The organism is Catalinimonas alkaloidigena (genome assembly GCF_029504655.1).
In the GTDB taxonomy this organism is placed as follows: Bacteria; Bacteroidota; Bacteroidia; order Cytophagales; family Cyclobacteriaceae; genus Catalinimonas; species Catalinimonas alkaloidigena.
In genome coordinates this window covers 4,178,134-4,189,367 of record NZ_JAQFIL010000001.1, presented here as the reverse complement: position 1 = coordinate 4,189,367, position 11,234 = coordinate 4,178,134, and the positions used below count along the sequence as shown (strand labels likewise).

The following is an 11,234-nucleotide window of genomic DNA, read 5'->3' as shown; positions in this document are numbered from 1 at the left end:
TATAGAGTAAATAAGCATATCTTCAGAATATACTTTACCATATGCGACGTAGCCTTGTGCTTGCCACTGTAACATTCGTTTTGATCAGTTGGTGTTATGCTCAGAAAGGAGAGGTTCAATCTGATGATACACCTGTGGCTAAGAATGCTTCCCCAAAAACACTAACCAAAGCTGATTCTTTGAAATTTACAAAAAATAAAACCATACCTGACATTATCCGAGATGAAGCTATTGCCGCTTTATCACACTACCCTGAACTGGCAGAAACACCAATAGATTTTGTGTTTCGTAAAGATATTATCAAGTCATTTATGCAGGCACAGCCTAAATGGTACGGTATCTTTCAGGGAAAAAAGAGAAGAAAGTATGTTGTAAAAATTACCCCTGCCCTGAAGCTGAAAGATAAATCCATACCGGTGGAAGAGCTACCTACTGAGGCATTGATTGGATGGCTAGGTCATGAGTTAGGACATATTATGGATTACAAAAACAGAAGCGGTTTTGCGCTTATACGCTTTGGCATAGGTTATTTGACTTCAGAAAAATATTTGAAAAAAGCGGAACAGAGAGCCGATATGTATGCCATCAATCATCAGCTGGGTAGCGAAATACTCAGCACCAAACATTTTATTCTTGAAAATGCCCAGATTCCCCTGGCCTATAAAGAAAGAATCAGGCGACTGTATATGTCGCCTGAGGAGGTAATGGAGCATATTGATGAGGACGGAAGTCTCTTGCCCATTGAAGGTGATGAATTATAGCATTACAGCGTTTCGGTGAATTTTATCCATTCCTGAAACTCTTCCTCTTTCATCACCCGGGGCATTTTTACTTGTCCCCCTTTCTTCTTCTGTTTTTCGTTCCACTGGTAGAATACATCGCTAGGCACCACAGAAACCTTAACATCTTTCAGCGCTTTGTCCCTGGCTACATTGTAATTTTTATTGACGCTTCTCAAGCGTTCGTCCAGCGTCTTAGCCAGCTTTTCTTCATCAGTATTACCTTCACCATCAATGCCTAAATACCAATGGTGTATATAATCCTTTTCAGGACGTACTGCTGCTACAGTAAACTCAGGAATTCTAATCCCAAATTCTTCTTCTAAGTGCTGTATCGCATCATTCATTTTCATCACAGATAACTGAGAGCCCACAACATTCAGAAAATGCTTGGTACGGCCGGAAATGATAATTTCAGCTTTTTCCTTATCTGTAAACTGTATGGTGTCACCTATCATATACCGCCAGGCCCCGGATACGGTGGAGATGATCAGCGCATAGTCAACACCCTCTTCTACCTCTTCCAGCGTCAGTGCTTTTGTACCCTGTATAATAGCCCCGTTTTCGTCAATATGTTCGTCTTTGAAAGGGACAAACTCAAAATAAATCCCATTTCTGGTAGACAGTTTCATGGCCATATGCTCATTTGGCCGGGCTTGAAAGGCAATAAATCCCTCCGATGTGAGGTAGGTGTCAATAATGGTAATAGGATGACCCAGGAGTGCTTCAAAACTTTTGCGATAAGGTTCAAAAGCGACTCCACCTGAAGTAAAGACAGACAGGTTGGGCCAGATTTCATGGATATGGTTGAGATTGTGGTACTCAATAATTTTTTTGAGCATCAACTCATTCCAGGAGGGTATGCCACTTAAAGCACCGATATCCCAGTCTTTGGCATTTTTAGCAATCAGTTCCACTCTTTCGTCCCAGTCTTCCAGTGCGGATATTTCCGGTCCGGGACGATAATATCCTCTAAACCAGGAAGGAATGTTACTGGCAGAAATACCGCTGATTTCACCTTCCAGATGATCTCCATTATGGCCCAGGTCGGTAGAACTGCCCAGCATCATCACTTCTTTTTCAAAAAAATCCGCAGGCAGGTCAAAATTGGAGAGCGCCAGGACCTGTGCCACCCCTGTTTTGCGGATAGCATCCAGCATATCATCAGTGACAGGAATACGCTTGGCTTTGTCTCCGGTAGTTCCAGAACTTAGTGCGTAATAATTAGGTTTTCCGGGCCAGCTAATGTCTTCACCCCCTTCCAGTTGTCTTTCCCACCATTCTTCAAAAATCTGGTTGTAATCATGAAAAGGTACAGTAGCGGCAAATGCGCGGGGTATATCTTTTTCTTCCAGTAATGAGGAAAAATTATAGTACTTTCCAAAAGCGGTATTCCTTGCTTTTTTTAGGAGTTGTTTCAGAACTTCTTGTTGCTCCTCAAGTGGAGATGATTCAGGAACAACCTTATCCGTCAGTTCTAAAGCGGATTTAATGATATTGCCAAGTATGGCCATAGCTAAAAAATTTATGTTCGGTTTTAAGTTTAAAAAAGCTTCGCAATAGATAACGGCAAAATGTGGCAGGAGGTTAGTCGTAACCAGACAGTTGGCATAGATTATTTGTCCAAATCCACTCCTGCCTGAAATAAGTCATAAAAAATTACCTAAACGGGTAACTTTCGTGAGCTGTATTCGTGATAATTAGTAAGTTTACCCAAACAGGTAAAAAATGACACAGGATTTTAACACTGAAGAAAAAATACTTGATGCCGCTGAACAGGTTTTTCAGCGCAAGGGGTTCAACGGAGCTCGTATGCAGGAAATTGCTGACAGAGCAGAGATCAATAAGGGTTTGCTTCACTATTATTTCAAGACCAAAGACAAACTCTTTGAAGCTGTATTCAGCAAAGCTTTTGACCTGATGGTTAACCGACTTAATGCTATCATTTCCACGCAGCATACACTGGATGATAAAATAGATAAGATGGTAGATACCTATATGAACATGCTGATCAAGCATCCGCATTTGCCATTGTTTGTCATCAATGAGCTCAACCGCCATCCGGATGAATTCATTAACAAAGTGCTAACCAAAAAGCGTCGGCCCAATGTTCAGGCACTTCTGGATGCTATACAGCATGAGATAGAGCATGGGAATATCAGGCCCTTTCCACCTAAGCAACTGATCATAAATATCATAGGGCTTTGCATATTTCCTTTTGTCGCCAGACCTATGATACAGGTATTGCTTGATGCTGACAATCCTGAATTTCAAAAGATGATAGAAGAGCGTAAAACTTTGATAGCCGATTTTGTAAAAAGCGCGCTACGACCTTAAATTTTTTACCCATAATTTACCCATTTAGGTAAAGCAGAAGAATCTGATTTTCAATTTAATAGCCAATACCATGAAATATGGCATATTCATTTTACTCTTGTATGCGCATTCAGGCATAGCACAAATGGCTGATACAATTGGTCTGAAGGCATGTCAGGATGAAGCAATTGCCCGTTTCCCTTTGCTCAAACAGCAGGATTTACTACGACAGGCAAGTCAGCTTCGCAGAGAAAACACACTGGCGGATTACCTGCCCAGGCTTAGCTTGAACGGACAGGTAACTTATCAGTCAGATGTAATTCAGTTTCCTTTAGGCATGCCCGGCACTGAACTTCCCGAACTTCCTAAAGAACGCTGGCAGGCATACCTGGATATCAACCAACCGATCTATAGTGGAGGGAGCAGGGCCGCTCGTCAATCGCTGGAAGAGCAGCAACTGGCAATTGATATACAGCAGAAGGAAGTCAATATTCAGCAGCTCAAACCCAGGGTGCAGCAAAGTTATTTTTCCATACTGCTTGCCCGGCAGTCTGAAGAAATTTTAAAAACTACCACAAAACTGCTTCTGGATAAACTCAGATCTGTGGAAGCGGGAGTAAGGGGAGGAGTAGCATTGCCCGCTGATGCGCTGCGGTTGCGTTCCGAAATTGCTAAGCTGAAACAGCAAATGGCAGAGCTGAGTGCCAGAGAAAATGCCGCGATGCAAACCCTCAGTACACTGACCGGATTTGATATCACTGAAGCAACAGCCTTGCGTACTCCGGTAATCAACATTACTGATCCTGAGATTGATCGTCCGGAACTTGAACTGTTGACTCTGCAATCCCGGAAGCTCGGGGCGCAGTCTCAGCTGATTGGTACAGATAACAAGCCTAAGATTTCAGTTTTTGCTCAGGGTGGTTTGGGCTATCCTAACCCCCTCAATTTTTTTGAGATCAATACCAGTCCCTATTATCAGGCAGGTGTGAGGATGCAGTGGCAGTTTATGGATTGGGGCAGGACCCAAAGAAAACAGGAAGAAGTAAGTATACAGCAGCAGATCATCAGTACTGAAGAAGAAAATCTGGAAAGAAATATCCGTATCCGACTGGAAAAGCAGGAAGCTGACATAAGCCGTTACCAGCAGTTGATGGAGCAGGATGAAGAGATCATCAGCATGATGGAGGAGGTCAGACAGTATGCTTCCCGTCAGCTTGATCAGGGCATCATTACGCCTACTGAATATCTGGACGATGTGCATGAGGAGCAAAAAGCCCGGCTCAACCATAGTTTACACCAAATTCAACTCATTCAGGCACAAGTGGCCTATCTCACAGAAAAAGGAATATACTGATGAAAACACCTATGACCCTATTTGCCCTCGCCCTACTGTTTACTGCCTGTCAGCAGGACTCAGATGTGGCCGATGCCTACGGAAATTTTGAAGCTACTGAACTGACATTATCTGCCGAAGTGCCTGGCAAAATACTGAATTTTGATGCAAAGGAAGGGGATGAACTCAATGAAGGGCAATTCATTGCGCAGCTAGACACCACCCAATTGCATCTGAAAAAACAGGAACTTAAAGCGGGTATCAAGGCCATTAAAGCCCGTCAGCCGGGCGTTGCTTCACGGCTGGACGTGCTGAAAGAAGAAAGGGAAAATGCTGCCCGAGAAGTAGAGCGTTTTCAGATTCTCGCTAAAGAAGGTGCCGCTACTGCCAAGCAGGTGGATGATCTGCAAAGCCGTCTGGAAGTCCTGGATCGTCAGATCGCTTCTGCCCGCACCGAATTTGGTCCTTTATCTGCTGAAATAGAAACCATGGAATCCCGCATTGCCCAGCTTAATGAGCAAATAAAAGATGCCCGACTGAACGCTCCCCTTCATGGGACAGTGCTGGTGAAGCTGGCCGAAGCGCATGAGATGGTCAATGCGGGTACGCCCTTGCTGCGTATGGCCGATCTGGACTATCTGGAGCTGAGAGCGTACATCAGTGGCAACCAACTGGATGATGTAAAGCTTGGTGAGGAAGTAGACGTGCTCATTGATCAGGACAAAGCCAATTTTCACCGGTTGAAAGGCACGCTCAGCTGGATATCGGACAAAGCAGAGTTTACGCCCAAAATCATACAGACCAAAGATGAGAGGGTGGACCTTGTCTATGCCATCAAAGTAAGGGTAAAGAATGATGGGCGCCTGAAAATTGGTATGCCCGGCGAAGTAATTTTCAATCCAAATGAAGCCGAATCATGATACTGACCGAACAAATATCCAAACAGTTCGGTGATGTGCAGGCGCTGAATGAAATCAATCTGGATGTGAAAGAAGGAGAGCTTTTTGGTCTGATAGGTCCCGATGGAGCAGGCAAAACCACGCTTTTCCGCATCCTCACTACGTTATTGCTGGCTGATAGAGGTAAAGCAAAAGTAGGAGGCCGGGATGTGGTGAAAGACTATCGTACAATCAGGCAGCATGTAGGCTATATGCCCGGACGTTTTTCGCTTTACCCTGATCTGAGTGTACAGGAAAACCTGGAGTTTTTTGCCACCGTTTTTGGCAGCAGCATTCAGGAAAACTATGAACTGATCAAAGATATCTATAGTCAGATTGAGCCTTTCAAAGACCGGAAAGCGGGGGCTTTGTCGGGAGGGATGAAGCAGAAGCTCGCCCTTTCCTGTGCGCTTATTCATCGCCCAAAAGTGCTTTTTATGGATGAACCTACTACCGGCATTGATCCGGTATCCCGCAAAGAGCTTTGGGAAATGCTGCGTAAGCTTAAAAGTGAAGGAATCACGCTGCTGGTATCCACACCTTATATGGACGAAGCCAGCCTGTGTGAAAGAGTAGCACTGATACAGAAAGGTAAAATTATGACGGTAGATGAGCCGGATAAAGTCAGAAAGACCTTTAGCAAAACCCTGTGGGCAGTAAGCACTGACCAAAGTATGTACAGGCTGCTCAATGATCTGAGGTCCTTTCCTGAAACCTCCTCAGCATATGCTTTTGGGGAGCATGTTCACCTTACCCTCAGGCAGGAGCATTTTCTGGAATCCCTGAAAATGCATCTGAAGGAGTTGGGGCATCATGGCCTGATAGTTAATCCGATAGAAGCCAGCGTAGAAGACCGCTTCATGGAATTGATGGGCAAGCAAGAAACGTCAAGCTTATGAATACGCAATATGTCATAGAAGCCCAGCAGTTAAGCCGACATTTCGGGAGCTTCAAGGCGGTAGATCAGATCAGCTTTGAAGTGAAAAGAGGGGAAATTTTTGGCTTTTTGGGAGCTAATGGGGCGGGCAAAACAACTGCCATGCGTATGCTTACCGGTCTGCTCAGCCCTTCAGCTGGAGAAGCTAAAGTGGCAGGCTTTGATGTGTACAAAGCGTCAGAAAAAATTAAGCAGAACATCGGCTATATGAGTCAGAAATTTAGCCTGTATGAAGACCTGACGATTGCGGAAAACATCCGTTTTTACGGAGGTATTTATGGACTTTCCCGAAAGCAGATCAAAGAAAAAAGCAGTAGCCTCCTGCACCAGTTGCAACTTTTTGAGAAGCGTAATCAGCTTGTAAAAGCTTTACCGCTGGGGTGGAAGCAAAGGCTGGCTTTCTCAGTAGCTGCCCTGCACGACCCCCAGATCATTTTTCTGGATGAGCCTACCAGTGGTGTTGATCCGCTTACCCGCCGACAGTTCTGGGAGATGATCTATGAAGCTGCTGAGGAAGGTGTCACTATTTTCATCACGACCCATTATATGGATGAGGCTGAATATTGCGACCGCATTTCCATGATGGTGGCTGGAAAAATAGAAGCGCTGGATACACCGAATCAGTTGAAGAAGCAATTCCATGCCGAGAGTATGAATGATGTTTTTATCCAACTTGCTAGGCCATGAAAAGATTTATATCCTTTGTCAAGAAAGAGTTCTTTCACATTTTTCGTGATGTGCGGACGCTAACCATTCTTTTTGGGATGCCGATCATACAGATCATTCTGTTTGGATTTTCTATTACCAATGAGATACGTAATGCGGACATCGCGATTCTGGACAAGTCCAAAGACACGGCTACGCGGCAGATTACGGATAAGCTCTTAGCCTCAGGTTACTTCCGGCTCAACAGCATACTGCAATCTGAGTCCCAGATAGAGCAGGCTTTCAAAAAAGGAGAAATCAAGCTGGCCGTCATCTTTGAGCAAGACTTTCAGCATAATTTATTGAAAAACGGAAGTAGCAACCTTCAATTGATCGCCGACGCTACTGACCCGAATACCGCCTCTACACTGACAAACTATGTAAGCGCCATTGTGCAGGATTATCAGTTGAGCCAAGCACGAAATAAGGCAGGTATCATTCAGGTGCAGCCGGATTTGCGCATGCTGTACAATCCTGAACTGGAAGGAACATATATGTTCGTTCCTGGCTTGATTACGGTGATTCTGCTGCTGATTGGTGCCATGATGACGTCCATCACCATTGCACGTGAGAAAGAATCCGGTACCATGGAGTTGCTGCTGGTTTCACCCCTGCGCCCGGCAGTCATTATTTTAGGGAAATCCATTCCATACATCGTATTAGCGCTGATCAATGCGGCCACGATTCTTATCATAGGGGCCACGGTTTTTGGAATGCCCCTGGAGGGGAACCTGGGCTTACTGGTCGCTGAGATATTTCTCTACATCGTATTGTCACTCTCGCTTGGCATCCTGATATCTACCATTGCAGAAACTCAGCAGACCGCCCTCCTTTTTTCACTCATGGGCTTGATGCTGCCCACCATCATTCTGTCGGGCTTCATTTTTCCCATTGAAAGTATGCCGGAGATACTGCAGTGGATCAGTAATGTAATTCCTGCCAAGTGGTTTATCATTATTATCAGAAATGTGATGCTGAAGGGAACCGGCTTTGCTTCGGTAGCTTTTGAGACAGCAGTCTTAGCCGGGATGACCTTATTGCTGCTGGGGCTCAGTATTGTAAAATTCAACGTCAGACTTAGCCAATCATGAGAAAAATATTATTTCTGATACAAAAAGAATTTCTGCAGATTTTTCGTAATCGCAGCATACTGCCTATACTTTTTGTGATGCCGATAGTACAGATATTTTTGCTGTCTTATGCGGCAAACTTTGAAATCAAGCATGTCAAAGTATTTATCATTGACCACGACAAAAGTCAGGCTTCAAGGCAGCTTCTGGATAAACTGCTAGGCTCCACCTATTTTCAGCTGACAGCCCACTCAGAAAATCTGGAAGAAGGCTACCGGGCTTTGGATTTTGATCAGGCCGATGTACTGCTCAATATCCCTATGGAGTTTGAGAGGGATTTGTACAAACAAAAACAGGCGTCTGTCCAACTGCTGATTAACGCGATCAACGGTACCAAAGCCGGACTAGCCAATGCCTATATCAGTACAGTTTTACAAGATTTTAATCAGAACGTCCGTGCTGAGATGCTTAGCAGTAAGCAGCACAATAGCACAGGAATTAGCGTTAAAAGCAGTAATTGGTATAACCCTGAGCTAAATTATCAAACCTTTATGGTGCCTGGCATACTGGTGCTGCTGGTTACAATGATCGCGGTTTTTCTGTCGGCCATGAATATTGTCCGGGAAAAAGAGATAGGCACGATTGAGCAGTTGAATGTGACTACCATTAAAAAATACCAGTTCATTATCGGTAAGCTGCTGCCATTTCTTATCATTGCTTTGGCTGAATTGACGATAGGACTGCTCATTGCTCATTATCATTTTCAGATCAGCTTTGAAGGTAGCCTGGGTTTGATCTATTTGTTCGCAGGCATTTATTTGGTACTGGTCTTGGGTATGGGCATGTTTGTTTCTACCATTACCGACACCCAGCAGCAGGCTATGTTTGTTTCCTGGTTTTTTCTGGTAATTTTTATCCTGATGAGCGGTCTGTTTACACCGATAGAAAATATGCCTGACTGGGCACAGGCAATTACCCGCTTCAATCCGGTAGCCTACTTTGTGAAGATAATGCGCATGGTACTGTTGAAAGGCAGTGGCTTTGCAGATGTGGCGCATCTTTTTGGAGTTATTGCTCTTTATGCCGTGATTATGAATTTGCTGGCTATCTGGAATTATCGGAAGACGAGTGCTTGAAAAGATTATACAAAATAGAAAAGCCTGCAAGATAAACTTACAGGCTCAATGAGTACCAGGAGCGGGACTTGAACCCGCACGACCTAATGGTCACAAGATTTTAAGTCTTGCGTGTCTACCAATTCCACCATCCCGGCATGAGTAAAAAACTCATCTTATTTAGAACAGCAAAGCGACTCTCCGTTAATCTGATCTGGGAGTCGCTTTAAGTTTTGAGCGAAAGACGGGGTTCGAACCCGCGACCTCAACCTTGGCAAGGTTGCGCTCTACCAGCTGAGCTACTTTCGCTTTTTCCGAATGGGAGTACAAAGTTAAGCATGGGTTTTTAAAATACAATAGTCCGAAAGAAAAATTTTGACTACTAAGCAAAATCGTTTTAACATTTGCATTTGAAAGTATCAAGCCTATGCTTTACCATGATTATTTGCCTAATTTGCATCAGGTAAAATCTATTTCAGACATAGATAATCCAGAACAGTGAACTCTCAACCTCTGAACTTTATAACCGAATGATCCTCTCCGGAAAATCCATTGAAGCAAAATTAGGTAAAGACATTATTATTGAACCTTTTCGTAAAGAGCAACTTAACCCCAATAGTTATAATCTCAGGCTTCATGAAGACCTTTTAATATACGATAAGCAGGTGCTGGACATGAAGACTGAGAATACGGCCCAGAAAATTACGATACCTGAAGAGGGCTTGTTACTGGAAAAAGATAAACTTTATCTGGGAAGAACACTGGAGTTTACCGAAACACACAATTATGTACCCATGCTGGAAGGGCGTTCTTCCATAGGACGTTTGGGACTGTTTGTTCACATTACCGCTGGCTTCGGCGATGTGGGCTTTTCTGGTTTCTGGACCCTGGAAATGTTTTGTGTGCAGCCTATTCGTATATATGCAGGTGTGGAAATCTGTCAGATTTTTTACCATTCCATTGAGGGTGTATACGAAGCATACCACAGTAAAAAATACCAGCACAACAAAGGAATTCAGCCCAGTATGCTTTATAAAGACTTTGAGAAATAGTATCTTGATCTGAATTTTTATATAGATAACTTTTATTTTTTACCTACAATTTTTTTGCAATGTCACTAGATCTTAACCTGAGCAACCTGATGTTTGTAGATATTGAAACAGTATCTGCTGAAGCCAGCTTTGATGATTTAGGAGAAGTACTCAAGCGCGAATGGAGCCGTAAGGCATCCAACCTAAAAAATAAAGAAGAGCTAAGCGTAGAGGATTTATTTTTTGAGCGGGCAGGTATTTATGCTGAATTTGGAAAAGTTGTTGTCATTTCGGTAGGTATATTTCATACGCTGGATAACGATGAAACAGAGCTGCGGATCAAATGTATCTCTGGTGAAAATGAAAAAGAAATCCTTGAGAACTTTAAAGAAACAGTGATGAAGTTTGATCAGGGCAAATTAAGGCTCTGTGCCCATAACGGAAAGGAATTTGACTTTCCTTACCTCTGTCGTCGTATGCTGATCAACGGCATTAACTTACCTCCATCTATGGATGTAGCAGGTAAAAAATCATGGGAGATTCATCATCTGGATACCATGGAGATGTGGAAGTTTGGCGATTACAAAAGCTATATTTCTTTAGATTTACTGGCAGCTTTGTTTGATGTACAAGCGGTAAAGGAAGAAAATATGAAAGGTAGTGATGTTAACCGACTCTATTATAAAGATAAGTCTTTGGAACAAATCGCGCGCTTCTGTAAACGTAATGTGTCAGTATTGGCACAGGTGTTTTTGCACTTGCAGTCGCTTGACCCTATCAGGCAGGAGAATATAACGGTAGTATAAACAATGGATTAGAACCTAAATGTATTGAAATCAGTTAGTACATTGGAACCATGATATTTTTAAAAGTTACCCCTCCATCTTACAATCACATAATTTATTAATTTTCATTTCACTAACATCGAGTCTTCCTAACTGGTCTGCGCTTTTTCTTGAATAGGCCAAAGCCCCTGGGCTGGCAGGCTGAACAAATAATTCCAGAGATTG

Annotated in this window: 11 protein-coding genes and 2 tRNA genes; 10 read left to right on the top strand and 3 right to left on the bottom strand. The window is 43.4% G+C overall.

The genetic code is table 11. The features are described 5' to 3' along the window. Positions 1-41: 41 nt before the first annotated feature. Positions 42-761: a hypothetical protein gene (locus OKW21_RS17120; RefSeq protein WP_277481371.1), complete on the top strand. Its 720-nt coding sequence runs from the start codon at positions 42-44 to the stop codon at positions 759-761. A gap of 2 nt (positions 762-763) precedes the next feature. On the opposite strand, the gene OKW21_RS17115 is transcribed toward OKW21_RS17120, so the two are convergent. Continuing rightward, on the bottom strand, positions 764-2,293 hold the full coding sequence (locus OKW21_RS17115) for a GH3 family acyl-acid amido synthetase (protein ID WP_277481370.1): 1,530 nt from the start codon (positions 2,291-2,293) through the stop codon (positions 764-766). Between the two features lie 214 nt (positions 2,294-2,507). On the opposite strand from OKW21_RS17115, the gene OKW21_RS17110 reads away from it, so the two are divergent. From OKW21_RS17110 to OKW21_RS17080, 7 genes are all read left to right on the top strand, one after another. Next, positions 2,508-3,116 carry a TetR/AcrR family transcriptional regulator gene (locus OKW21_RS17110; RefSeq protein WP_277481368.1) on the top strand — a complete coding sequence of 203 codons (609 nt, stop codon included), beginning with the start codon at positions 2,508-2,510 and terminating at the stop codon, positions 3,114-3,116. 70 nt (positions 3,117-3,186) lie between these two features. Continuing rightward, entirely contained in the window at positions 3,187-4,449 is a 1,263-nt protein-coding gene (locus OKW21_RS17105; RefSeq protein WP_277481367.1) for a TolC family protein, read from the top strand. Beyond that, entirely contained in the window at positions 4,449-5,348 is a 900-nt protein-coding gene (locus OKW21_RS17100) for an HlyD family secretion protein (RefSeq protein ID WP_277481366.1), read from the top strand. The genes OKW21_RS17105 and OKW21_RS17100 overlap by 1 nt, the downstream gene beginning before the upstream one ends. Continuing rightward, entirely contained in the window at positions 5,345-6,265 is a 921-nt protein-coding gene (locus tag OKW21_RS17095; protein WP_277481365.1) for an ABC transporter ATP-binding protein, read from the top strand. Before OKW21_RS17100 ends, OKW21_RS17095 begins: the two co-directional genes overlap by 4 nt. After that, positions 6,262-6,990 (top strand): ABC transporter ATP-binding protein, encoded by a 729-nt coding sequence (locus tag OKW21_RS17090; protein WP_277481364.1) that lies wholly within the window; start codon positions 6,262-6,264, stop codon positions 6,988-6,990. The genes OKW21_RS17095 and OKW21_RS17090 overlap by 4 nt, the downstream gene beginning before the upstream one ends. Then, positions 6,987-8,099, top strand: coding sequence for an ABC transporter permease (locus tag OKW21_RS17085; protein ID WP_277481362.1), 1,113 nt, complete (start codon positions 6,987-6,989; stop codon positions 8,097-8,099). Before OKW21_RS17090 ends, OKW21_RS17085 begins: the two co-directional genes overlap by 4 nt. Beyond that, positions 8,096-9,214, top strand: a complete 1,119-nt coding sequence (locus OKW21_RS17080) for an ABC transporter permease (RefSeq protein ID WP_277481361.1) — start codon at positions 8,096-8,098, stop codon at positions 9,212-9,214. The genes OKW21_RS17085 and OKW21_RS17080 overlap by 4 nt, the downstream gene beginning before the upstream one ends. A gap of 53 nt (positions 9,215-9,267) precedes the next feature. Here the strand turns inward: OKW21_RS17080 and OKW21_RS17075 are convergent. After that, positions 9,268-9,351 (bottom strand) — tRNA-Leu (locus tag OKW21_RS17075). A gap of 78 nt (positions 9,352-9,429) precedes the next feature. Continuing rightward, positions 9,430-9,502: transfer RNA gene (locus tag OKW21_RS17070), tRNA-Gly, on the bottom strand. 221 nt (positions 9,503-9,723) lie between these two features. Between OKW21_RS17070 and dcd the strand changes: the two genes are divergently transcribed. Together dcd and OKW21_RS17060 are read left to right on the top strand one after the other, a co-directional pair. Further along, positions 9,724-10,245, top strand: a complete 522-nt coding sequence (dcd, locus tag OKW21_RS17065) for a dCTP deaminase (RefSeq protein ID WP_277481360.1) — start codon at positions 9,724-9,726, stop codon at positions 10,243-10,245. A 59-nt stretch (positions 10,246-10,304) separates the two neighbouring features. Next, entirely contained in the window at positions 10,305-11,030 is a 726-nt protein-coding gene (locus OKW21_RS17060) for a ribonuclease H-like domain-containing protein (protein ID WP_277481358.1), read from the top strand. Positions 11,031-11,234: the final 204 nt, after the last annotated feature.

Coding starts and splice junctions, on each gene's coding strand:
- OKW21_RS17085 (WP_277481362.1), top strand. CDS start 6,987: ATGAAAAGATTTATATCCTTTGTCAAGAAAGAGTTCTTTCACATTTTT.
- OKW21_RS17115 (WP_277481370.1), bottom strand. CDS start 2,293: ATGGCCATACTTGGCAATATCATTAAATCCGCTTTAGAACTGACGGAT.
- OKW21_RS17080 (WP_277481361.1), top strand. CDS start 8,096: ATGAGAAAAATATTATTTCTGATACAAAAAGAATTTCTGCAGATTTTT.
- OKW21_RS17105 (WP_277481367.1), top strand. CDS start 3,187: ATGAAATATGGCATATTCATTTTACTCTTGTATGCGCATTCAGGCATA.
- dcd (WP_277481360.1), top strand. CDS start 9,724: ATGATCCTCTCCGGAAAATCCATTGAAGCAAAATTAGGTAAAGACATT.
- OKW21_RS17100 (WP_277481366.1), top strand. CDS start 4,449: ATGAAAACACCTATGACCCTATTTGCCCTCGCCCTACTGTTTACTGCC.
- OKW21_RS17090 (WP_277481364.1), top strand. CDS start 6,262: ATGAATACGCAATATGTCATAGAAGCCCAGCAGTTAAGCCGACATTTC.
- OKW21_RS17110 (WP_277481368.1), top strand. CDS start 2,508: ATGACACAGGATTTTAACACTGAAGAAAAAATACTTGATGCCGCTGAA.
- OKW21_RS17095 (WP_277481365.1), top strand. CDS start 5,345: ATGATACTGACCGAACAAATATCCAAACAGTTCGGTGATGTGCAGGCG.
- OKW21_RS17120 (WP_277481371.1), top strand. CDS start 42: ATGCGACGTAGCCTTGTGCTTGCCACTGTAACATTCGTTTTGATCAGT.
- OKW21_RS17060 (WP_277481358.1), top strand. CDS start 10,305: ATGTCACTAGATCTTAACCTGAGCAACCTGATGTTTGTAGATATTGAA.